The sequence below is a fragment of the Pseudomonas sp. FH1 genome (genome assembly GCF_000510895.2).
Classification (GTDB): domain Bacteria; phylum Pseudomonadota; class Gammaproteobacteria; order Pseudomonadales; family Pseudomonadaceae; genus Aquipseudomonas; species Aquipseudomonas azotoformans_A.
This window is the reverse complement of record NZ_AOHM01000019.1, coordinates 1-23,460: the sequence shown is the minus strand read 5'-3', so window position 1 is coordinate 23,460 and position 23,460 is coordinate 1. Positions and strand designations below refer to the sequence as shown.

Here is a 23,460-nt window from a genome sequence, read left to right as displayed (position 1 = left end):
GCCTCATTTTAAGGCTTGGAGGTGTCTACGAAACTAGGGGCGATTCACATCAGTCGTTTCACTAGTGAGGTACGTAACCTCAATTTTGACAGAGGCGCCGTAGCTCTGAGTGGCTGCCGTGTGGAGCAATGTATACTCGATATCGTCAAATCCGTTGGATTTTGGCTTACCCGTTTTCACTCGCCGCACAATGATCTGGCCGTTGCCGCTTCGTACAACACTATCGGGTCTGACAACAACGTTGCCATGAACCCCTTCTATTAAAATTGGCACTGCCGGAATCGGCGTGCCAACGCTTCGGCTTTCGATAAGGTAGTCCACCAGCCGACGGGCAATGATTCTGTAGTCCTCAGAATAGCCGTGATCGACAGCGCCTTCCGCCAACCATGCGTTCTCGAAGGCGGAATCAAGTTGAGCCGCGGTCGGAGGAATGTGCTCATATTCGGCTTTTAACCATTGTGAGACGGCCCTCACAGCATTGTGCATTTTGAGAAAGGCCGTCTCGGTACGACGCCCTCCAAGTCCGATGACATGGGAATACAGGAACCTACGGGGACAACGCTCAAACTGGGCAATTTGACTATCATCCCAATTGGGTTTTTCCTCCCAAACAAGCTCCAGCGGAGTTCTTGAGTACGAATCCACGGCTAACAGCAGTGGCTTAGCAACCTGATTTAAATGTTCACGGATAGGGCTCAGAAATTTCGATTTACTGCGGTTCTTACCGTCAGCCTGCAATGATGACGCGTACAAGAACAACCTGTCTTGAGCTCTAGAAATGGCAACGAAAAAAAGACATTCCTCCTCCTCCTCGTGCCCAGCTTTCACAGCTTCAAGCCCAGATAGCCCTACAGCACCGTAGATTAGGCCGTCAGGGGGCAGGCAACGTGGCGGCCTATTGTTCCGGGGTAAGCTTGCGGCCACCATGCCAGGTAAGTGGACAACCGGAAACTCTAGCCCCTTACTGCCGTGAATGGTCATTAGACGTACAGCGTCAACTCCGCCAGCTGCCCTTGGCAGATGGCGAAGGCCACGATCACCAGAAATCAAAACCAACCGTCTTATCCGATCAAGCAAACGGCTGCAAGGCAGCCCAGGACCTGAGGGCTGCTTGCGACAAAAATTAAGGAATTGCCAAAGAGCCAAGCCCTTCATTTTGCTTCCAGAGTCATCGGCCAGATGAAGATTTCTTGCAAGGCCGAGGCCATCGATAACCCATGACACAAGGATATTCCAAGGGTTCCCCCTGAAACTCAGCCCCTGAAAAAGCTGAGCAATATTTAATAACTTAGGTCTGCTGTCTTCAAAATGTGGGAGAGGCCAGTTTGTCTCATCAAGCCAATCTAGAGGTCCAGCTTTAATCGTGCGGAGGTGTCTAATCAGGTGGACGATTTCTGCCATCGGCAATTCATAGCCTGCCATCGCGGATACGCGAATCAAACCGACCGCAGATGCATCATTGAGTAGGGAAAGGAGAGCCAAAAGGTTTTTTATCTCTGGGCGTTCAAAGATACTTCCTAGGTGAAAAACAGGAATGCCCCGAGCCTCCAGGCCTTTGGCAATTTCACTCAGGCGAGTATTTGATGCGCATAGGACTGCCTGTCCCCGGTACGGAGTACCTGACGTGCGTAATGTCTCTATGGATCCCGCGAGCGCAGAAATTTCCTCTTCGGTTGACCCTACAATGCTTAGCTCGGGATGAGACCCAGCAGCTTTGCGGCTCGCAGTCAAAGATAGGGGTAACGCCCCCTGAGAAGCTTTCATGGTTGCGGAGAAGGTGGCGAATGTATCGACTATTTCTTGTTTTGAACGATAGTTGACACCTAATTTTTCGATTACTGCTCCGGGAAAATCCTCGCTAAAATGCGCCATGTTTGAGGCCGACGCGCCGCGAAAACGGTAGATAGACTGCCGGGCGTCACCAACCACCCATAGATTCTCCCCGCCCCCGACGATAGCCTTTAAGAGTCGTACTGACGATCGGTTAACATCTTGATACTCATCCACCAGCACGTGCTTGTGCCGTCTCCTTAATGCGTCCCTAACATCCGCGTCAGCTTCTACCAGCCGCACCGGGTAAGAAATAAGGTCGCCAAAGTCAATAAGCTTCCGCTCTCTCATCAATCGTTCATACACCTCATAAACACTTGCAACCTCCAAGCATTTTTCAGCTCGAAGTAGTGCAGTTGAATCGCCTCCAGCGTTGTGAGTCATCGCCTCAGCTAAACGAATGTAATCCGTAGCATCTATAGATTCATCTTTTGCACGTGAAATGGCACTTAACATGTCATTTAGATCAAGTGTTGGATCCCATAGATTTCGATAATGCCGCAGTGAAAGCCGGGGTACTTCAGCCTCAAGTAATTCAATACCTTCGAGTCGATCAATAAGACGAGGCTCAGGCGGTAATTTCAGGCTTTGATGAAATCGCCGAATAATATCAAGACCAAAAGCATGGAATGTGCCGATCCACATTGCTGCTGCGGCTAGTGGGTTAGATAAAGCAATTCGCTCGCTCAGCTCACTCGCTGCTTTGTTAGAGAACGTCAAAACCAGAATCGCGCTAGGATCCTCACCGTCGAGAATAAGCTGTTCGACACGCTGCACCAGCGTTCTAGTTTTGCCTGTGCCAGGTCCTGCCTGTAACTGAAAGGGAGAGTCACGATGCGATGCAGCGACCTGCTGTGACGGATCAGGGCGGTTATCCCCACGTTCGTTGAGGCGGTTTTCCTGCCCAGTAGAAACTCTTGGAAGCAACAGCGCGTCCAGAATTTGCTGCTGTACAACAGGTAGAGGCGCACCTAGACGCTGAGCAATTTCTAAAGAGGAATATCCGTCTTCGACATGAAGGCTACACGCAACTGAACGCGGAATTAAAAACTCACGCGCAAATAGATCCATTTTAATTTCACGACGCTCACGAGCGCCATAATCAATCAAACTATCAGCACCGACTGGAGCATCCTCAGTCGACCGCTCGGGCTGCGCGTCGAGCGTCACTGCATCATCATTCCCCCCCTCCAACACCAGGTGTCCGAGTTCATGAGCAACGAGAAACGCACGATCAAAATCGCTACCAATATCCTGATAGAGAATTGCTCCTGCCTGACTGTCAAAGACAGCCTGCCCTCCCTTTAAAGCTGGATCGCCCTTGGGCAAGCCATAGACATCAAGGTGACGTCTGCCCGCTTCAATTAGCGCAAACTGAAGTGGACACCAAGGATCGCTACCTTCAGCGACAGCCGCGAGGTGGATTTTCTCAGCCTCTAATCTTGCCGCCTCGGTCGCATCCATATTCAGCCTCGAAGCGCTAAGAGCGCATCCTTTTGAGTGAGAGTTAACTGAGAGGTTTCCACGGCTTCATCAAAAGATATTTGCTCACTAGCGGTTGGTTTTTCACTTGACCTGAAACTTTGGCTAGAGTCTATATTAGGAGGACTCGATAAATATGCGAGCATATTATCAACCGACCCACCGAGCTCCGATGCAAGCCTCGCAACAAAATCAAGAGGAAAGGTGCTAACCTTTATGCCACGATCCCGAACCCGACCAAGAAACAAACCATTTACATTAATCTTTCTAGCTACTTCTCTAAACGCAGAAGAACTAAGTTTAGCAAAAGGGTTCATTAAATTATTTTGCTTCGGGCTAAAATCCAGGGATGTCTCAATCTGACTCCAGGCTTTATTTATAGCTGAATCAGTTGCCTGAATTTTAGCATTCTCGGCAAGTTCTTCCCCTAGCATAAATTCTACAGAGCAGTCCACTAGGGCACTTGCATATTGCGGATACTTCTTGACATACCGCTCCAACGTACAGTTATCGTGATGTTCCTCTATCGAAAAAGCTAAAAGAAGCTCTTCTTCAGATATATTCTTATCTAAGCTCATATTCAATCTCCTCTTCAAGCATAACCTTGAGAGATTTAAGGGCACGAGCACTTCGGTTTCGCACCGTCCGCTCGTCGCACTGGAGCATTTTTGCAATAGTCTGAACAGACGGATCTTCCGCATGTACGGGAATGCCCTTCAATCGCAGACCAATAACCTGCTTCTGGTCCTGTGGCAGACGGTCAATAGCTGAAAATAGCGTGAACCGGAAAGCTGGATCATCGATTTTCCTCAATTCATCGCGGAGGCGATCTTCCCAAGCGACTTCGACCTCGGAAGAAAGGGAGGCGTCATCTGGATCCTGGCTATCTAAAGAGACCAAGACAGCATCGCCAACCTCAGCGTACAGCCTGCGCAATACAGAAATTTTAATGGTGCTTAACGCCCTATCGAACCGTATTTCGTAGAAGTCTAGAAGACCATCGTCCGACTTGCAGTCCTTGGTTACGCTCACAACAAAGCGGTTGATTATCTCGTCGCAAATGTCAGAGGCATTACCAATCGCCGAGTCCCAGAGCCTAGAACGAAGTGATCGCTCAACGCGCCCCAAAAGAAGTCGAAACGTCTCCTCGAAGACCTTACGGTCAGAGGCCTGCCAAGCACGGCGGAGGAAGTAGACCAATACCTCCGACGGCACGTAGCCCTCGCTAGTTTTAGGCAGCAAAAGCTGCGTAGTCCTTTCACCGACGTCGACGCTCTCCAACGTAGAAATCCAGGCCTCGATTTGAGGAGGGCGCTTGTAAGTGATCCCCTGCTGATCCTTGCGATCTAACGGTACAGGCATCAATGCCTCCGGACTGCTATGAGGGTAGGGTTACAAAATAGCGAAAGACAGCCATCCAGTTCGCTTCTCAGGTGAATTAGTCGTAGTCAATGATCGATTCCGCATGTGCAACCGGGGGTTAGCGCACAAAGGCAGGCTCAATCCACCAGCGGGGGGGCGATGCCGCGCGCTCGGGAGCACAGCAAGAAGCCTGGCGCTGCCTGCGGCTCGTGGCGTAGGTGAAACCGAGAGTGCGGTTGCTAAGTTGACCTAGGGGTAGCTCATCCATGATCGATATCGCTCAAGCGTGCACGTTAGTCGGTAGTCAGCCACATATTCATGATGGTGATCAACCTTTCTGATGGCATAGTGACGCTTAAGAAAATTTGATGCAGTGGGCGCAGTCATCACCTACGCCTTGATTCTCGGCTCCAACCCGTAGCGGCGCTGGCTCAGTTCAACTTTCCCCCTGCTCACCTGCTGAGCCAGGGGTAGCTCATCCGTGAACGATAGCGCTCAAAAAAGCGGGGACCAACCCTCCTCAACAGAACGCCCTGCGCTTCGACACGTCCAGCTCGCTGGCAGATTGCGCAACCAGTATGAAAGATACACAAAATTGCGGCGGCAAGATCCTGAAAACATCAGTTTCAAATAGACCTAATGACGTGCAAAAGAGTCGTATTATCGGATGGTTTTTCTAGGTTTGGATCTTAACCATTCTTTCATATATGCGCCATCTTTCATCATTTCCTCGCGCAGTGATTGCAACTCACTGCCAGTGAGAAACGAACCAACTCGACTGCGCTCTTGTGAAGACTCGTAAAAGTTTGAATTTATTATTCTTGATAATTTTTCATCCGCAGTCAGAATTCCCAGCCGCTCGGCTTTTGGGATCTTCTTATACACACCAAGCCCTCCGTCTTAAGGTGCACCTCATTAACTCGCGATATACTATTGATAGTGCAACCCGTCTATATCTCACAGGCTTTGTAGAATATACATTTTTCTAGCTTTAGTTTTTCTGCGCTCAGAATTACTTGCGGTACATAGTAATCCTTTCCTGGAACGAGAAAAAACTCAAAGCTCCCGTGTTCTTCTGTGTGACACTGCGTGTACTCCAGAAGTTTTTCCATCTGCCAAGACTCAGTCCCATTTATGAATGGTGGCGTGACTAGCATCACATCACTCACATACAAGTCATATGAGGAGCTACATATCACCGTAGCTAGGACGTAGGGGTCCATTGTTTGGAGCATCGTCCGCATGGGACATCCATCGCTATGGCGGCTCAAGGTAATGTAGAACCATGGCGCATGCAGGCTGTGTTCTACGTAGCTCCAATGCAAGCCATCCGCACCCAGTCCAGAAAGGTCAATGTACGCCTCCTGCCGTGTCACATACATATCAGAGCCCCCTAAAAAGACCACTATAGATTGTAGCCCTATAGTGGTCTACGAGGCTTCATCATCTATTTTGTGTAGGACGCGAAATGGAGCTGAAGCAAGCGTTTGGTCAGGCACTTAAGCAATTCAGATTGGCCAAAGGCCTGACCCAGGAGGACTTTTCAAGCATCAGCAGCCGGACGTACCTAAGCACGCTCGAACGCGGTCTGAAATGCCCAACACTGGATAAGCTAGAGGGACTGGCTTCGGTGATGGAGGTCCATCCCTTGAGCGTACTAGCGGCTGCCTATCACCTAAAAGGCGACGCGGGGGGGCTTGAAGTCTTACTGGCACGTATACGTGCTGAGGTTGGCTCCGCAACACCTGAATCCTGACTGCCAGGCTCTGCTAACCGCTTCGATATCGCCGCTGAAACGGAATTGACCCAATGCCGGCAGCGATGCTGCCCCACGCTACAAACGTCTGGAGCCCATCATAGGCTAGCGTTGGACAACTCCAGTTAGAGTCATTGGATTCCGGCCACCGGGTGATATCGAGTAAGCATCTACAAAGCCGATCAAGCAGAGCGTCGTCCGGCACCGGTGTAACGCGAGTCTGCCGCTAGCAATCCATCAACCGTTTGCCACCAAAATCCCGCACTTTGCGACCTCGAGTAAATCCAAACAAGGTACATTTACGCCCATGAAGCGGGATCAGCAGCGCCGGACTGGAAAGACCAGGCCGGTTTGAAAGGGAATTGGGGTAATGGATAAAAAATCGCTTTCCGAGCGAGACATCTGCAGCAAGTACATCGCGCCAGCTATTCAGCAGGCTGGCTGGGACATGCACAAGCAGGTACGCGAGGAGGTCAGCTTTACCAAGGGTCGTATCATCGTCCGAGGCAAGCTGCACAGCCGTGGTGAAGCCCGCCGAGCCGACTTCATCCTTTACCGCCAGCCCAACCTGCCACTTGCCGTGATTGAGGCGAAGGACAACAAGCACTCCGTAGGCTCCGGCATGCAACAAGCCTTAGGCTATGCGGAAGCACTCGATGTGCCGTTCGTATTCTCCAGCAATGGCGATGGCTTTCTATTTCATGACCGTAGCGGCACCGGCAGCCAAGTGGAAATCCAGCTGAGTCTTGATCAGTTCCCCAGTCCTGAGGAGTTATGGCGACGCTACTGCCAGTGGAAGGGGCTAGAAGGACAAGCCCAGCACAAGATCGAAGCGCCCTACTACGATGACGGCTCCGGTCGTATGCCGCGCTACTACCAGATGAACGCCATCAACCGCACGGTTGAAGCTGTGGCACGCGGGCAAAATCGTGTGCTGCTGGTAATGGCAACCGGCACGGGAAAGACCTATACCGCCTTCCAGATCATCTGGCGGCTGTGGAAATCCAAGCAGAAGAAACGCATCCTCTTTCTCGCCGACCGCAACATCTTGGTCGACCAGACTAAGAACAACGACTTCAAACCCTTTGGGCAGGCGATGACCAAGATCGCCAAACGCCAGATCGACACCTCCTACGAGATTTATCTGTCGCTCTATCAGGCCGTCACGGGCAACGAAGAAGAGATGAACATCTACAAGCAGTTCTCGCGCGACTTCTTCGACCTGATTGTGATCGACGAATGCCACCGTGGCAGTGCGGCTGAGGATTCCGCCTGGCGCGAGATTCTCGATTACTTTTCCAACGCCACTCACGTAGGGCTCACCGCCACACCGAAGGAAACCAGAGAAGTGTCCAGCATCACCTACTTCGGTGAGCCGGTGTACAGCTACACGCTCAAACAGGGCATCGAGGACGGCTTTCTTGCCCCCTACAAAGTGGTGCGCATCGATTTCGATAAAGACTTGCAAGGTTGGCGGCCCCCCAAGGGCATGCTCGACAAGAACGGCGAACTGATCGAAGACCGCATCTACAACCTAAAGGACATGGATCGCAATCTGATCATCGAGGCGCGTACTCAACTAGTGGCTCAGAAGGTCACTGACTTCCTCAAAGCCACCGACCCTTACCAGAAAACAATCGTTTTCTGCGACGACATCGACCACGCCGAGCGCATGCGCCAAGCGCTGATCAACCTCAATCCTTTGCGGGTTGCTGAGAGCCGCAAATACGTGATGCGCATTACCGGTGATGACAAAGAAGGCAAGGCCGAGTTGGACAACTTCATCAACCCGGAAGAGCGTTACCCAGTTATAGCCACCACCAGCAAGCTTATGACCACCGGCGTCGATGCCCAGACTTGCAAGTTGATAGTGCTCGATCAGCACATCAAGTCGATGACTGAGTTCAAACAGATCATCGGTCGCGGCACCCGGATCAACGAGGACTTCGGCAAGTACTGGTTCACAATCATGGACTTCAAGAAGGCGACCGAACTGTTTGCCGACCCAGACTTCGACGGCGAACCGGTGGTGATCTACAACCCAGAAGGTGACGATTCGCCCGTTCCTCCAGACAGCCCTTTGGAAGGTGAAGATGGCATTGTCGATGGCGGCGACTGGCTACCTGAAGAAGGGGCCGAGGGTGAAACCTCATCCGATAAAAAGCGCATCAAATACGTTATCGACAACCTGCCTGTGTACGTCATCGCCGAACGCGTGCAGTACTACGGCCCAGATGGACGGCTAATCACCGAGTCATTGCACGACTACACCCGTGCCTGCGTGCAAAAACAGTTTGCCTCGCTGGATGACTTCCTGCGCCGCTGGAGTGATTCCGAGCAAAAGAAAGTGATTATCGAGGAGATGGCTGTTCAGGGCGTAATGTGGGAAGCCTTGGCTGAGGAGGTGGAAAAGAAGCAGGGCCAAGCACTCGACCCGTTCGATCTGATCTGCCACGTCGCCTTCGATCAGCCCGCCCTGACACGCCGCGAACGCGCCGAGCAGGTGAAAAAGCGCAACTACTTCGCCAAGTACTCCGGCTCTGCCCGCCTGGTGTTGGAGGCTCTGCTGGATAAATACGCCGACACAGGCGTCGAACACATTGAAGACATCAAGATCCTCCAACTTGATCCCTTTAGCCAGATCGGCGCACCGATGGAGCTGGTCAAAGCCTTTGGCGGGAAGGCTGGCTACAACAAGGCGATTCACGAACTGGAAGACGAGCTTTACGCCAGTTAAAAGCTACCTACCGACGATATGTCAGGGCAGGAAATCGGCCTGTCCTGTAGAATTTCGCCCCCATTGCGGCACGCGTTGAGAGAACTTCATGTCCATTAGCTCCACCATCAAGTCCATTCAGGACATCATGCGCAAAGACGTCGGCGTCGACGGCGACGCTCAGCGTATTGGCCAGTTGGTTTGGTTGCTGTTCCTGAAGATCTTCGATGACCGCGAGCTGGAATGGGAGCTGATGGACGATAACTACCGCTCGCCCATTCCCGACAGCTGCCGCTGGCGAACCTGGGCCGCCGACCCGGAAGGCATGACCGGCGATGCACTGAAGGACTTCATCGACAATAACCTGTTCCCCCAGTTGCAGAATTTGGACGAGTACAGCAACACGCCGTCGGCCTTTGTAGTGCGCAGCGTGTTTGAAGACGCCTACAACTACATGAAGTCCGGCCAATTGCTGCGTCAGGTGATCAACAAAGTTCAAGAAGGCGTGGACTTTAACAAGGCCCAAGAGCGCCACGAATTCGGCAATCTGTATGAGCAACTGCTGCGCGACCTGCAGAACGCCGGCAATGCGGGCGAGTTCTACACCCCGCGCCCGGTCACCGAATTTATGGTGCGCATGGTCGACCCCAAGCTGGAAGAAAAGGTCATGGACCCGGCCTGTGGCACGGGTGGATTCCTTACTTGCGCCATTGAGCACAAGCGCAGCCGATACGTGAAAACCGCTGAAGACGAACGCACCCTGCAGGCCAGCATCTTCGGCGTGGAGAAAAAGCCGCTACCGCACCTGTTGGCGACCACCAACATGATCCTGCATGGCATTGAGGTGCCTAGCCAGATCAAGCATGACAACACGCTGAGTAAACCCCTGATCAGTTGGGGCCCGAGCGAGCGTGTGCACTGCATCGTCGCCAACCCACCGTTCGGTGGTATGGAAGAAGACGGTATCGAAACCAACTTCCCCGCTGCTTTCCGCACTCGCGAAACCGCCGACCTGTTTCTGGTGCTAATCGTGCACCTGCTCAAGGATGGTGGTCGCGCCGCAGTGGTGCTGCCTGATGGCTTCCTGTTTGGCGACGGGATCAAGAGTCGCATCAAGGAAAAGCTGCTGACCGAGTGCAACCTGCACACCATCGTTCGCCTGCCCAAGGGAGTATTCAATCCCTATACCGGCATTAAGACCAACCTGCTGTTCTTCACCAAGGGCACGCCGACCAAACAAGTGTGGTTCTACGAGCACCAGTACCCGGCTGGGGTAAAGAACTACTCGAAAACCAGGCCCATGCGCATTGAAGAGTTCGTCCTCGAGCAAGACTGGTGGGGCAACGAGGATGATGGCTTTACTGCGAGGGTAGAAGGCGAGTTTGCCTGGAAGGTCAGCGTCGAGGAGCTAAAAGCCCGCAACTGGAACCTCGACTGCAAAAACCCGCATATCGGCGAACAAATTAGCCACGACCCGGACAAGCTGTTGCGTAACTATGCCACGCTGCAAGGCGAAATCAGCGAACTGCGCGACCAGCTTAAAGCAGTGCTGGCTGAAGCTCTGGAGCACCAGGTATGACTGCGTTGCTCACCGATAATCTGCCGCTGCTGGCCGGCGCACCCAATGGCATCAAAAAGCTGCGTGAGTTAATTTTGGAGTTGGCGGTACGCGGCAAGCTGCTTGAGCAAAGCTCCAGTGATGAGCCTGCCAGTGAGCTACTGAAGAATATTGCGAAAGAGAAAGCGTTACTCATTGAAAATAAGACCCTTCGAAAAGGAAAGCCGCTACCTAATATCGAACAAGATGAAATGCAATTCAAGCTACCCGTTGGCTGGGAGTGGGTACGGCTAGGCCAGATTGGTGATTGGGGGGCTGGGGCAACTCCTGCTAGGGGAAACTCAAGTTACTACGGCGGTGAAATGCCTTGGTTCAAATCGGGCGAGCTGGTTGCAGACTTCATTTCAGATTCGGAAGAGTCGGTAACTGAGCTAGCGCTTAAAGACTGCTCATTGCGTCGAAATAAACCGGGCGACATCCTCATTGCGATGTACGGCGCGACCATTGGCAAAACAGCAATCTTGAGCGTGGAAGGCACAACAAATCAGGCTGTCTGCGCCTGCACGCCGTTCAGTGGTGTGTTCAATAGATATTTGCTGCTTACCCTAAAAGCGCTTAAATCGAATTTCATTGGGCAGGGGGCCGGCGGGGCGCAGCCAAACATTTCACGAGAGAAAATTGTAGCCACCGTAACGGGGCTTCCGTCACTCGCCGAACAACACCGCATCGTCGCCAAAGTCGATGAACTGATGGCCCTGTGCGACCGCCTGGAAGCCCAACAGGCCGACGCCAAAAGCGCCCACGCCCAACTGGTAAAAGCGCTGCTTGAAAGCCTGACCCAAGCCAGTGACGCCACCGACTTCGCCGCCAACTGGCAACGCCTGGCCGAGCACTTCCACACCCTGTTCACCACCGAACCCAGCATCGATGCCCTCAAAGAAGCGCTGTTGCAACTAGCCGTGATGGGCAAACTGGTGCCGCAAGACTTAAGCGATGAGCCTGCCAGTAAATTGCTTAAGCGAATTGCCGAGGAAAAGATGCGGTTGGTGGCTGCCGGCAAGATAAGAAATCAGAAGCAGCAGGCGGAGATTGGTGATACCGAGAAATCATTTGAGCTACCTGTCGGTTGGGTGTGGCAGCGCTTTGCTGACTGTGCGCTGGATGTATCAACTGGCCCATTTGGATCGTTGATACATAAATCGGATTATGTAGACGGCGGTGTTCCCTTGATAAACCCGTCACATATGATCGATGGACTTATAGTGGCCGACCACGCCGTATCTCTTTCTCCCGAAATGGCTGCAACTCTTGACTCATATCGTTTGAACGCTGGGGATATGGTGATGGCCCGCCGCGGTGAAGTTGGACGGGTAGCGCTAGTTACTGACACCGAGGACGGCTGGCTCTGTGGCACAGGTAGCTTTGTGCTTCGTTTCACGCAAGAAGTCTCAAGAGCGTATATCTTGACTCTGTTCAAGTGCAATTCGGTTCGTGCCTATCTGGCTGGGGCGGCCGTAGGTACCACCATGGTGAACTTAAATCACGGTATTCTTCTGAAAATGCCAACTGCGGTTCCTCCCTTGGCAGAACAACATCGCATCGTCGCCAAACTCGATCAGCTCATAGGCCTCTGCGGCCAACTCAAAGCCCGCTTAAACAAAGCCCGACAGCTGAAACTACAATTGACCAGCACCCTGGTCGAACACGCCCTTGCCAACGGTGCACTGCAGGCCCCCGTTGCTAGGGACCAGAAAGCCTCTCGCACCCTGCTCGCCGCCGAAGTCACTCACAGGCTGCACGCACAACGCACCTTCGGTCAGCGCAAACTGCAGAAAGTGGTTTACCTAGCCGAGCATGCAGCCAGGCTTGCTGCGATACAAGGCAGTTACTTACGCAACGTGGCCGGCCCTCATGATCGCAATCTGATGAACCAAGTCGAAACGGAGCTGCAGAAGCACCAATGGTACGAGCGTGTCGAGCGTGAGACCGTCGGCCATGCGTACCGCCCGCTTTCCCAGGCGGGGCAACATCGCCAGGCGTATAACCGCACTTGGTCAGCCAAAGAGCAGGCGAATATTGAGCAAGTCATTGAGCTGATGCGAGACTGGGATACGGATCGCTGCGAAATGACCGTGACCCTGTACGCTGCCTGGAACGACTTCATCATTGAAGGGCGTCCGGTTACCGATGAAGCAATCGTGGATGAGGTCATGCACCGCTGGAACGAAGCCAAGCTGCGCTTCAGCAAGCGCGAATGGCTGGCCGTGCTCACTGAGATGAAAAAGCACGGCCTGCTAACTCCGACTGGATTCGGCAAACGCACCAGCGGTGGCACGCTTAACCTGCCCGGTTTCGAATAAGCTGGCTGCGGATTCCACGCCATCCGGACACCTATTCCACGCTTATTCGGACAGGCAGTCGGAGCGCAGCGACGCAGGTTCGCATTGTTAGTCTGAAGAGCCCGATCCCGTCAATTTCGTTGTACACCTGCACATCGATTCGCCCTTCAGTTCGATCCGATAGCTTCTGCGACCAAGTCCCTGCCACGCCTCCACCACTTACTACATTGCCTACACTGGCCGATGCCACGAAGGGCGTTGCAGTGGGCCCCGAACTCTAAGCACGGCTCAGTAATGTGCCTTCAGATGCTGCGCCTCGCATTACCGTTGACAACAACGACCTGTAGTTGTGAATTAAAGCATCAAACAGCCCAATTCAGTCACTTAGAGCGGTGTGTTTACGAAAAACAGTCATGACAAACTTGTAGAAGGGAAAACCGCCCGTGCGTGTGCTACAAAAACTACGCCTTCTTATCAGCTCGGCTAGATGGACGAACAATTCGTGCACGCTTGATGACTGCGTCAGAACGTTCACGGTCTATCACAGGAAGTGGCATATCCAGTTGAGACTCATGCAAACCATAATTGGAAGCATTGTACTGCCAAATAAGGAAACGCTGCATCAGCATTGAATTTCGTTTCTTAAGCACATCGATCTCCGCCTCCAAGCGAGCAATTCTGTCTGCTGCTATCCTCAAACTGGACGGCAGAGGTACCCGAACTACTTGCTCTTTACTTTTGCTCTTAGCCCAAACAAATGCGTCTTTTATTTCCGAATGAGAGGAAAGGGATTGTCGAGTTGGACGTTTCCCAACTACGGGCGACAGACGTTCACATAATAGCTCCCAGCTGAGCTGTCCCTCCCAACCAAACAAAAGGTCAACCGCAGCTTGAATATCAGTCGGAGTTAGGTGTTTAGCCATTACATAAACTCAATAAGGTTAGACAATGTTTTGGAAGACTCATCATCCAATCGACCAGATACGTCGTCATGATTCGCAGCGAGGGCCCTGGAAGCATGGCTTGGAGCAAAATCATTTTTAATTCGTATGAGGGCTCCTTCTTCGACCGCATCATCCCTGAAGATCCCTACCAGTTCACGCAAACGGACAGCCGATAGCGAATGGTGCTCATACCAACGGTCGGCACCAGCGTAGCCTGCGGCCATTGCTAACTCAGCTTCAGCAAGCTGCTCCTCAATCTCACGCAAATCCTGTTCGAGTTGTGCTCTGTTAGCCGTCCGCTTTTCACACAAATGCTCATTACAGTTCAGACAGTCACGAAACATACCGCATGGAGAAGATGAAAAATCGTGCGTGCACCACCCCCACTTACTCTTATGGATCGCCCCCTTTGGAGCCAGATTGTATGCTTCACGATCTACTGGCTCACAGTGGATCAGGATTGCTTTGCCGTGTGCAGACTCAGCCTGTAACCGCTCATATCTGTCGGCAACCTCTGAAGAAGTAATGTGGTTATAAACCCTATTTTGCTTAGGGTCTGCACGCCCAGCAAATCGCGCAATCTCATCCTCACTCATACCTCCCCTATGACCCATTGTGTCGATCATGTGACGCATTTGGTGGGTGGTAATTTTCATCTCGGTACCGTCTAAGTGCTTATAGCCGTACCGTTTGAAAATGCTACTGTGGTTCACACCCTCGCCCAATGACTCCCTTGGAGACAGATCATTATTTATGATATTTACGTCTGGCATCCAAGGGAGGACGCGGAGAGTACCGCGCTGCGCATGGAGACTGTTGGCTTGCATTGCAAACAAAGCACCACTGTATTTGATGCCTGCGTTCTTATTAACCCAGGGAAACTCATCGGGAACACGAGACTTAATTTTACCCCACAGACTTTCCAGCGTTATGGAGTCGCCACGGCTAAAGCCATAAGAATAGTACATCCTTTGGCAAGCTTCACTATGACTCAAATTCAAACCTAAAGCTTCACACGCCTCGATTTCAGAAAGTGATTTACCCCCATATTGAGAGACATAATCGGGATGAATAAACATGGTGTCAGGATGCTGTTCTAACCACTCCGCTAGGCTGCGTCCCTCCTCTGTCAACTTTGTAATACGATCAATGGCTGTCTTCACAACCTCAACCATTACCGTGGGAACCCATTTAATATTCCAGCCAAAGCCTTTTCCTGAGTAAAAGCGAAGTCCAAAAACCGGATTTCCATCTTTATCATGATCTGAGTGCTGACAAGCCAATGGTAGCGTTAGTACTTCTGATATCCGTACCGAGCCACTCATCAAAAGCGCGAACACGCTAGACGTGAAAATATCTCTCGGAATATCGCCACAGTTTGCAAAAATATCAGCCATAGCAAGTACTGCATCAGGGTGAGGCAGTTTTTTATCGCGCTCCTCTCTGCCCGACTTACCGGTTCTTTTACCTCCTTCGGTTGGGCGAGCAATTGGATTCCTCCAGTCCCCGCAAGAGTGGCTGACAAGCTTGTGAGTGGTAACAAATTTTGCCAAGCGCTCTAGCTCTCTACCACATTGGTAAGCAGCACCAGAATAATGCTCGCGCGCCACGATGGCCGCGCGATCTAGCAAAGTAGTATCAAGTTCAGATACGTCAGGAGAAGGCGATCGTTCGGAAAGGACAAACTCCAAGACCTTGAGCGCCTTGGTTTCATTTTTAGTGCCTGTAGGATTATGACCTTGCTGATAGCGAAAATATGCTTTCGCAAACGAAATGAACGGCTCGCCCATACGATCATCTACTGAATGCGACCTAGAGCTGGAGCCAAGCTTGGTGAAATTTGCCACTTTAGGCCATATCCAAGCAGACCAGTCTATATCTGTCCCAAAAACAGTGAGCTCTTCCTTGCACTTCCTGATAAAAAGGTCCAGGTTTTGGACTGAGTCCAAGTCTGAACGATTGGAAAATTGAAATAGATTACTCACTGCTCACCTCAGACTTACGGTTCGCGCATTTCAAGATAACTTCAGCAACGGCTGCAATTGTTCGATCCAATACGGACGCTACTACCAGATCACCAGTCTCCAATAGCAACCGCTCACGCTCCTCCAAAAGCTCAGCGTAGAAATCTTCATGCGGAGCATCTAACCAAGGTTGGAAACTTACACACGTATAGCAGGGTCGCGGGACGTTCATCCCACAATACGAAAAGCTACCACATGTACCGACTCCCCCCTTGCAGTGTCGTACTCGGCTGGCTGGATCAGCGCCACGGATAGCATCCAATTCAGAATCAACCAGATTTCCGGAGAAGGCCTGAGCAAAACGTGCCAGCTGAAAGCCCAGTGCTGCATCAATTTTTTTTATGTGCTCAGGTACGTTTAAAGTATAGACGTCCACATGTTGAATATCTGAATGGTCCAACAATTCAGCGATAACATATTTACTCATGCCCTCCCTCGCTGCGCGAGTACCTAGGGTATATCTGAAACGCTTAGGGAAAGCGTGCAAATATCCATCAGTGCGATGCGAATAAATCTCACCATATTCAACAGCCCGTTTGACTGCAAGATCGATCACCTCGGTACGAGCATGCAATTGCTCACCCGGAAGCGCCGCGAGAAACCTTTGCCTAGAAGCAGAGAAGTTAGTCTTAGGCCCGAAAGACTGAAGCTTTCGTCTCGCTGGAAAAAGTGGAACTAGGCCAAGTTCTTGATCGTTTACTTGATAGCCCATCGCCTGAACAGTTTTAAGTACCTTGGCGCGATGATTGAATAGAACATCGTATAGATCCCGAGTTAGCTGAAATGTTTTAAACTCGTCCCGAAAATCTGCTCCCTCTTGTTTCGCACGAGGTATAAGCAAAAGATACTTGGCTGCTCCATCGCTACCGTCGACCTTTATCAGGTCTTTGCATTTGAGATGCGTTATCTGGATAGGTCGCCGTCCCGTGCTGCTCGTGAGAAGACATAGAGATAGCTCGTAAAGACTTAGGTCGCCTCGCTCATAAGCGAAGATTGCACCTTCATTAAAAGCCGTTAGCTCGAAGTCAGACAGCGGTCCCTGAGTAGGATCCATACTTTTGACAGCTTGGCCCTTCGCGCCGCCGGGCAACCGCCAGCCATCCACCATTTCAACCACATCTTTATTGATGCCCGGCAGTCGAAATGCTAGCCAACGTCTTAGGAAAGGCCGGACTCGATGGAGATGCGCGTAATCCCCATTTAGCGAAGCTTTAAAGTTTATGAGCTGATGGGTATCCAACTCGCCGTTCGTTGCAGAGAACAAATGGTAAACTGAGTTAGCCACTGCCACGACCGAAGAACCCGCTTGAGTAGTCGCGTAATGCTCAAAGAGTTTGCGCACTGAATACTGATATTTTTTGGGTGTTCGCTCCATGACGACACCCATATTCAAAGTACTGTCTTTCGACAATTTCCATAAGGTATCGGAACTGTCGAACTCGTAACCGAGGACCGACTTAAGCACTGAACCAACTGATCCTGCGTCCGTCGAGATGATAAAATCTGATAAGTCAGTCATGTCGGCCCCTTGCTACTGGCCGCAGGGTTTTCTCCTGAAGTGCAAGACCAAACTCCGTGGCTTTACGTCTATCAGCACGTTTATTATAGGTTGCCGCAGTACCACTCCCCAGCTTCCACCCCATTAGCATTGATCGAAGACGCTCTTCTTCGGCCGACGCCAAATTCCTTTCATCAGCGAGGTCAGAAAAACGGTCGTTCCAATAATGCCTCAACTGATGGCCAGTAAAATCTCTAAGTGGAGGAATATGTGTGCGCAAGGAATTTACAACATCCTTATATCCTGCGATGGATAATGGCTGGCCTAACGTAGGGCCAGCCTTGTGCGTCACAAAAAGATATCCATGTTTACGAGCGCCGGAAACTTTACTTCTGTACCTCAGAATATACTCTTGCAGAGCCTTTATCACATGAGCTTTACCAACCAACTCTCTGTCGTTCGTTTTGACCAGAGGTTGTTTTACACGCGGATCGGATTTTTCATCCGCGCGCCTGACAATGTAAATTCGATTTGAATGAAAGTTAATGTCTTCACATTTTATATTCAGAAGCTCCCCCCTCCGTATACCAAGCTCATACAGAAGAGTGAACATTAACTTATTTCTAGACTGTACACCGTCATCGTCCCACAAACGATAAGATGAGTCAGGCTTTAACACCTCGCGAATTGCCGAGGCAGTTACATCGTCCAACCCATTGTCACGATACAGAAGATTTCTTTTTTTATTTAAAGGTCTGATGTCTTTCATCGCTGACAGAACCAGAGCTAAAGCTTCAGGATCTACTGGTGATTTCAGATATCGACCGGCAAGCCAAGATACGTAATTGACCGCAACTGCGGTTCGCGTATGTACGATTTCCTTAGAGACATAAACCTTCCCCGCGAAGCAGGTACGCGCTAATCCCTCGGGCTGAGCTAGCAAACGCCTCTGCATAGACCCACGTAGGGCTTCTATCTCATAGTTTTCCAACGCTAGGCCTTTGGAAAATCGATCTATCAGATCGATTCCCCGCTCTGCCAATATTTGAAGGAACACGCATAAATGGCACGCAGTGTTTGCGAGCGAAGACGAGGAGAGGCTACGGTTACGGACTTGAGTAGTGAGATAGAGGTTAGGGTAGTAAAGTGGCATCCCCTGCATGTCCGTGATAACGCATGCCCGCTCTCCATCGTCGAATACGAATTCCTTCGTCTTCGCCACTCTCTCAACCCTAGTGATCACATTATTTTTTACACTCGCCACAAACTATCCCCCTAGACCGGGCTACGGTCCGAAATCTAACTTTTTTCGGGGCAAATAAAAAGCCCCAGATGCTTATGCACCGGGGCTTGCAAGGTAAAACTTTACATCAGGTCTCTGAGCCGTATCCTAGAACGGGATATCGTCATCAAAGCTGTCGAAATCCGCAGCCGGTTGCGGAGCAGCCTGTTGTGGCGCTGGACGCGACTCACGTTGTGGCTGCTGGCTTGGCTGTGGACGGGACTGCTGTGGACGCGGTGCCGAGTTGGACATGCCGCCCTGGCCCTGTTGGTCGCCCTGTGGACGACCGCCCAGCAGTTGCATGGTGCCTTGCATGTCGACCACGATTTCGGTGGTGTAACGCTTGATGCCGTCTTTTTCCCACTCGCGGGTCTGCAGCTTGCCTTCGATGTAGACCTGCGAACCTTTGCGCAGGTACTCACCGGCGATCTCGGCCACCTTGCCGAACATCGACACGCGGTGCCATTCGGTTTTCTCGACCTTCTGGCCAGTCTGCTTGTCGGTCCACTGTTCGCTGGTCGCCAGACTCAGGTTGGTCACGGCGTTACCGTTAGGCAAGTAGCGAACTTCGGGATCCTGGCCGCACGTACCGACCAATATGACTTTGTTAACCCCACGGGCCATAACGTTCTCCTAGGTGTAGAGGGACAAAAGAATTTCTCCCAGGGCCAAAAAATTTGTCTATATTTCTGGAAGGGGCCAAAAGAATTTCCAATATGCGCCGCTTGATGGACGATCTTAGGTAGCAACGTGCCATGGCGTACGCGTCTTCACGATCTCCTAGTTTAACTCACCCGGCTACGGAACGAAGCCTTTATGATCGAACCCAGCTACCACTCTGACTACCGATGATTTCCTAGCTCAATCTCCCTCGCTCAGCGGGCGCGGGATCGCCGATCAGGAGGCGGTATGGCAGGTACGAAATGCAGAGCACCAAATCCAGATTTGGTGGACAGGTGGATAGCAGCCGATTACGGGCAGGGTGACGGTGCCGGCTATAAGCCGTTCATGTACGTCCGAGACGTTCCTTCCACCGGGACGTCGAGTATGGTCAAAAGCCGGCTGACCGGACGCACGCATCACTATCTATCTCGGCAAGAATTCAAGGTCCATCTTGAAGCCGAGTATTCAAGGTCCACGAGAGACATTCGTGAACAGTACGCACTGCTCCCCTTGGCGGAAACCCAGCAAATAGCGGCAGATCTCGGTGTGCGTCATCCAACATACCCTGCGACAAAAACACCAACAGTGATGACCACTGATCTTTTACTCACACTTGATCGGCCGAATGGGGATCAACTCCTAGCGATCAGCGTGAAGCTGACCAAGGACTTAACGCCTCGTAACCTCGAAAAACTGCTGATAGAAAAGGTTTATTGGAATAATCGGGGCGTTAAGTGGGTTCTTATCACCGAGAAAGAGATTTCAACTCATAGGGTTAATAATCTCTGCTTTTTTGAATTGTCACTTTCGGACGATTGCCGCCTCAGATCACTAATCACGCCGGAAGATTTCAGCCGGCGGTTTGAGGAAAACTGCAGTCGTCAGCTTTCCTTCAACGCAATCATGACAAAATCCATTAGGGAAATGGGCATCGACGTGCATACCGGCCACACCCTCTTAGGCCAAGCTGTCTGGAGACATCAAAGCCGACTTGACATAGAAAGAAATACGTTAAGACACCGAGGGAATGTGCTTTTGAGGGAGGTGGCCTGAAATGTACGAGATACACGACGTGTACGTAGCAACAACGCCATCCCATATGTTCGACTGCCCGGTCAGAGTGTTGGAAACCGTTGAGCTAAAAAAGGTCATACTCATAAAAATCAAGAAGAATAAAGCCACTAAGCCATTCAGCGTTGATTATTCAGAGTGGATTGACCTGCTCGCTTCCGAAAGGTTAGTGAAAGTATCAGACCCGTTAGGCGATCTCCCTTCGATACCTCCCAAACTTCCGCAAGCTGCAGAAAAAAGGCTGAAACAGGTATCTGACATCACTTCCGCGCTTTCTGTCATGCCTGAGTTTCTCACAAATAAAAAAGCAGCCAACTCAAAGATAAAGCAGATTGCTGCGTCGTTAGACCTGACAGAGAAAACTATTAAACTTTGGGTGAGTGACTGGCTTCAAGCAGGTCGTAATACGGTCGCAGTTGTTAGTAAATTCGTTGTGAAAGATGCCAGGGTATTTAACCCGCCTACATCTGGTAAAAAAAGGGGAGCAAAACCAAATCTGTTATCAGCCGACACTGAGGTACCATCGTACGAAGTGGAGCCCCAAATAAAAAAAGCTTATGAAATATATATAGCTCAGCAACGGATGACTTGGAAGGATGCTTTTCATGAAATGCTTTTAACAACCTACAAGCTTCCGCCTGAGGCCATATCCGACGGGACCGACGGATTACTTTTAAACCCTGCGCTTGCTAAAAAACACAAAGTTCCTACATGGCGGCAGTTTAGATATCGTTGCCGAAAACTAAAGAAAGCCAATGACGAATTAGAAGCAGAATCACCTAGAGGATCAAGAGGCAAGGCTAGCGACAATGTGCCTGGCCCAGGCTTTTACGAAATCGACGCGACTCACTTTCAAATCCAGCTTGTTTCAAGGATTACAAAAAGCCTGCTCGTTGGAAGGCCTACAGTCTATCTAATAGTTGATACCTATGATGGGGCCATTGTAGGTTACGCCGTAAGCTTGGAAAACCCTAGTTGGGCCACTGCGGCGCTAGCATTGTACAATTGCTTCAGCGATAAGTCTCTAGTCTTTGAACGACTAGGACTGCCGTACTCCTCAGCAGATTGGCCGTGCCACCATTTGCCAACATTACTGCGGGCAGACCGCGCAGAGTTGATCTCCAACATGGGGCATAACTTTCCTCAATCGGGAATACGTGTAGAAATCACACCTTCTATGACACCGATCGCGAAAGGTACCGTGGAGGGCAAGAACGCCGAACTTAAAAAAAACAGAAGCAGCAGATTCGATTTGCCTGGTAGGTTTTCAAAGAAAAGAGAACGACGGTCGCCCGACGGAAAAAAAACAGCTGCGTTGGATATATTTGAATTTGAAAAGATCCTAGTAGAAATAATCATGGACTTGAATAACACGGCGGTTGATCCCAAAAAAATACCGCCTGATGCTCTAGCCGAAGGTCCGAGGGTAGCAACTCGCATTGGACTACACCGTTGGGCACTATCGAACCGAGCCGGCTTCACCCGAAATATGGGGCCACATTTCATATATGAATATTTACTGACAAATGGTAGTGGCCGAATTTCTCCGCTTGGCATACTGTTCCAAGGAGAGACCTACATTTGTGACCATCTCAGAACATCCGGCCTACTGAGCGCCTCAGTCAATCAGTCTATAAAAGTTAAAATTTCGTACAACCCGCTGCTTGCTAGCGAAATATATTTTTATGATTCGAGTATCAACTCATGGCTACCGGCGCTCAATACAGACCCGGAAATCTATGACATTAGAGCGTCGTTCCCTGAGGCTAAAGAGTTTCGAGCGATCCAGAAGCAATTAGTCAGCCAAGCCGAACTCATCCACTACAGCAAACGCAGGGTTAGTGTACGAGCCGTCAAAGCCGCAGTGCAAAAATCTGTTGTGGAGAAACGCAATTCGCCTAAGGCGGGTCACGGAGTGGATATTCGCCAAAATCGGGCGCAAGAAAGGACAAATGAGCGCTCTCCGGGATTAAACGGAGGTATACACCCAAACCAGACACCTGAAGCAACTCCACATCCGAACCTGTCCGCTGAAAACATGGATACAGAGCATAACCAAAACGAGATATCCATTTGGGATGAAGTCGATGCAGTCAACATCATTAAATGACATAATATATCAAAAATCTGGCGCAGCGGAAATTGATGACAATCCGTTGATAGCACATTTGAATCTTCCGCCAGATAATGATCGCCAAGCTTTCATAAGACTTGGGTTAAAACCTGAGTACGATACGTTAGACCGTGAGCTTCCCACGTATCTTAGAAGAATAAAAATCAACCGACTCAGGCACTTTTTCGCACCAACACATCCTGTGCATCGAAGAGCGCTTATTGGAATTAGCTCTCAGCTATTTGACGGATATATCCCTCGAAACCCTATGTCAGCCGAGGGGCAGAGGGCACTTTACGGTGGCAAGGCAGACATCACCATCCGCCCAACTATATCGCTTATAGCTGGACATTCTGGAATGGGTAAATCGACCTTACTCGACCGAGTGCTTGAGAGCGCAGGGCAGCAGAGTTATCAACATGCGTTATTTCAAGATCAACCCTTCCCAGAACGGCAAATACTGTGGCTTCGTCGTAATGTACCCGAACACTGTACAGTTAAAACTTTATGCGCATCTTTTGGCGACTATACGGATCGCATTCTTGGCTTAAAGCTGTACCATGGCATTTTTCAGGATGTGCGTGGAGGCGACAGAAACTTCTACCTCTCTGAAATACGAAAAATCATAACCACTCATCATGTTGGGTTGCTAGTCTTAGACGAATTTCAAAACCTTTCACTGATGGGAGTCGGTGCTGCAAAAGTCATAGCATTTCTTGTAAACCTCCGCGATGAACTCGGCATTCCTATCGTGATCGCGGGTACCTATAAAGCCCTTAGGGATGGTCTGAAGTAGGCCGCTATTTTTCGACTGCTGAGCCA

Annotated in this window: 16 protein-coding genes; 7 read left to right on the top strand and 9 right to left on the bottom strand. The window is 50.8% G+C overall.

What is annotated here, in order from left to right; all coding sequences use genetic code 11:
• Positions 1 to 33: 33 nt before the first annotated feature.
• The 4 genes from H096_RS07255 to H096_RS33835 form a co-directional block, all read right to left on the bottom strand.
• Positions 34 to 3,294 (bottom strand): ATP-dependent helicase, encoded by a 3,261-nt coding sequence (locus H096_RS07255; RefSeq protein WP_051421971.1) that lies wholly within the window; start codon positions 3,292 to 3,294, stop codon positions 34 to 36.
• Positions 3,295 to 3,296: 2 nt separating this feature from the next.
• A complete protein-coding gene (locus H096_RS07250) occupies positions 3,297 to 3,890 on the bottom strand; it encodes a hypothetical protein (RefSeq protein ID WP_033897477.1) in 594 nt (197 codons plus the stop codon).
• Positions 3,877 to 4,674 carry a sigma factor-like helix-turn-helix DNA-binding protein gene (locus H096_RS07245; protein WP_033897476.1) on the bottom strand — a complete coding sequence of 266 codons (798 nt, stop codon included), beginning with the start codon at positions 4,672 to 4,674 and terminating at the stop codon, positions 3,877 to 3,879. The genes H096_RS07250 and H096_RS07245 overlap by 14 nt, the downstream gene beginning before the upstream one ends.
• Before the next feature lie 660 nt (positions 4,675 to 5,334).
• The gene (locus H096_RS33835) at positions 5,335 to 5,559 is read right to left on the bottom strand and encodes a hypothetical protein (protein ID WP_156717471.1); all 225 of its coding nucleotides are present in this window, start codon (positions 5,557 to 5,559) and stop codon (positions 5,335 to 5,337) included.
• Between the two features lie 583 nt (positions 5,560 to 6,142).
• Here H096_RS33835 and H096_RS07235 point away from each other — a divergent pair.
• The 4 genes from H096_RS07235 to H096_RS07220 all read left to right on the top strand — a co-directional run bounded on the left by H096_RS07235 (position 6,143) and on the right by H096_RS07220 (position 13,064).
• A complete protein-coding gene (locus H096_RS07235) occupies positions 6,143 to 6,430 on the top strand; it encodes a helix-turn-helix transcriptional regulator (RefSeq protein WP_033897474.1) in 288 nt (95 codons plus the stop codon).
• A 370-nt stretch (positions 6,431 to 6,800) separates the two neighbouring features.
• A complete protein-coding gene (locus H096_RS07230) occupies positions 6,801 to 9,167 on the top strand; it encodes a DEAD/DEAH box helicase family protein (protein ID WP_033897473.1) in 2,367 nt (788 codons plus the stop codon).
• 88 nt (positions 9,168 to 9,255) lie between these two features.
• Positions 9,256 to 10,725, top strand: coding sequence for a class I SAM-dependent DNA methyltransferase (locus H096_RS07225; RefSeq protein ID WP_033897472.1), 1,470 nt, complete (start codon positions 9,256 to 9,258; stop codon positions 10,723 to 10,725).
• Positions 10,722 to 13,064, top strand: coding sequence for a restriction endonuclease subunit S (locus H096_RS07220; RefSeq protein ID WP_033897471.1), 2,343 nt, complete (start codon positions 10,722 to 10,724; stop codon positions 13,062 to 13,064). Before H096_RS07225 ends, H096_RS07220 begins: the two co-directional genes overlap by 4 nt.
• Before the next feature lie 440 nt (positions 13,065 to 13,504).
• Here H096_RS07220 and H096_RS32980 read toward each other — a convergent pair whose 3' ends face one another.
• The 5 genes from H096_RS32980 to H096_RS07200 all read right to left on the bottom strand — a co-directional run bounded on the left by H096_RS32980 (position 13,505) and on the right by H096_RS07200 (position 19,415).
• Entirely contained in the window at positions 13,505 to 13,966 is a 462-nt protein-coding gene (locus H096_RS32980; RefSeq protein ID WP_082461450.1) for a hypothetical protein, read from the bottom strand.
• Positions 13,966 to 15,972 (bottom strand): integrase, encoded by a 2,007-nt coding sequence (locus tag H096_RS07215; protein WP_033897470.1) that lies wholly within the window; start codon positions 15,970 to 15,972, stop codon positions 13,966 to 13,968. The genes H096_RS32980 and H096_RS07215 overlap by 1 nt, the downstream gene beginning before the upstream one ends.
• Positions 15,965 to 17,530, bottom strand: coding sequence for a site-specific integrase (locus H096_RS07210; RefSeq protein WP_033897469.1), 1,566 nt, complete (start codon positions 17,528 to 17,530; stop codon positions 15,965 to 15,967). Before H096_RS07210 ends, H096_RS07215 begins: the two co-directional genes overlap by 8 nt.
• Complete coding sequence (locus tag H096_RS07205; RefSeq protein WP_162240111.1) at positions 17,523 to 18,500, bottom strand: site-specific integrase; 978 nt, start codon at positions 18,498 to 18,500, stop codon at positions 17,523 to 17,525. The genes H096_RS07210 and H096_RS07205 overlap by 8 nt, the downstream gene beginning before the upstream one ends.
• 399 nt (positions 18,501 to 18,899) lie before the next feature.
• Positions 18,900 to 19,415 (bottom strand): single-stranded DNA-binding protein, encoded by a 516-nt coding sequence (locus H096_RS07200; protein WP_017849542.1) that lies wholly within the window; start codon positions 19,413 to 19,415, stop codon positions 18,900 to 18,902.
• 285 nt (positions 19,416 to 19,700) lie between these two features.
• On the opposite strand from H096_RS07200, the gene H096_RS07195 reads away from it, so the two are divergent.
• The 3 genes from H096_RS07195 to H096_RS32975 are packed head-to-tail and all read left to right on the top strand — an operon-like array spanning position 19,701 to position 23,434.
• Positions 19,701 to 20,507, top strand: coding sequence for a TnsA endonuclease N-terminal domain-containing protein (locus tag H096_RS07195; protein WP_033897467.1), 807 nt, complete (start codon positions 19,701 to 19,703; stop codon positions 20,505 to 20,507).
• Position 20,508: 1 nt separating this feature from the next.
• Complete coding sequence (locus tag H096_RS07190; protein ID WP_033897466.1) at positions 20,509 to 22,635, top strand: hypothetical protein; 2,127 nt, start codon at positions 20,509 to 20,511, stop codon at positions 22,633 to 22,635.
• Positions 22,613 to 23,434, top strand: a complete 822-nt coding sequence (locus H096_RS32975) for an ATP-binding protein (protein ID WP_162240110.1) — start codon at positions 22,613 to 22,615, stop codon at positions 23,432 to 23,434. The genes H096_RS07190 and H096_RS32975 overlap by 23 nt, the downstream gene beginning before the upstream one ends.
• Positions 23,435 to 23,460: the final 26 nt, after the last annotated feature.

Coding starts and splice junctions, on each gene's coding strand:
- H096_RS07255 (WP_051421971.1), bottom strand. CDS start 3,294: ATGGATGCGACCGAGGCGGCAAGATTAGAGGCTGAGAAAATCCACCTC.
- H096_RS07250 (WP_033897477.1), bottom strand. CDS start 3,890: ATGAGCTTAGATAAGAATATATCTGAAGAAGAGCTTCTTTTAGCTTTT.
- H096_RS07245 (WP_033897476.1), bottom strand. CDS start 4,674: ATGCCTGTACCGTTAGATCGCAAGGATCAGCAGGGGATCACTTACAAG.
- H096_RS07235 (WP_033897474.1), top strand. CDS start 6,143: ATGGAGCTGAAGCAAGCGTTTGGTCAGGCACTTAAGCAATTCAGATTG.
- H096_RS07230 (WP_033897473.1), top strand. CDS start 6,801: ATGGATAAAAAATCGCTTTCCGAGCGAGACATCTGCAGCAAGTACATC.
- H096_RS07225 (WP_033897472.1), top strand. CDS start 9,256: ATGTCCATTAGCTCCACCATCAAGTCCATTCAGGACATCATGCGCAAA.
- H096_RS07220 (WP_033897471.1), top strand. CDS start 10,722: ATGACTGCGTTGCTCACCGATAATCTGCCGCTGCTGGCCGGCGCACCC.
- H096_RS32980 (WP_082461450.1), bottom strand. CDS start 13,966: ATGGCTAAACACCTAACTCCGACTGATATTCAAGCTGCGGTTGACCTT.
- H096_RS07210 (WP_033897469.1), bottom strand. CDS start 17,530: ATGACTGACTTATCAGATTTTATCATCTCGACGGACGCAGGATCAGTT.
- H096_RS07200 (WP_017849542.1), bottom strand. CDS start 19,415: ATGGCCCGTGGGGTTAACAAAGTCATATTGGTCGGTACGTGCGGCCAG.
- H096_RS07195 (WP_033897467.1), top strand. CDS start 19,701: ATGGCAGGTACGAAATGCAGAGCACCAAATCCAGATTTGGTGGACAGG.
- H096_RS07190 (WP_033897466.1), top strand. CDS start 20,509: ATGTACGAGATACACGACGTGTACGTAGCAACAACGCCATCCCATATG.
- H096_RS32975 (WP_162240110.1), top strand. CDS start 22,613: ATGCAGTCAACATCATTAAATGACATAATATATCAAAAATCTGGCGCA.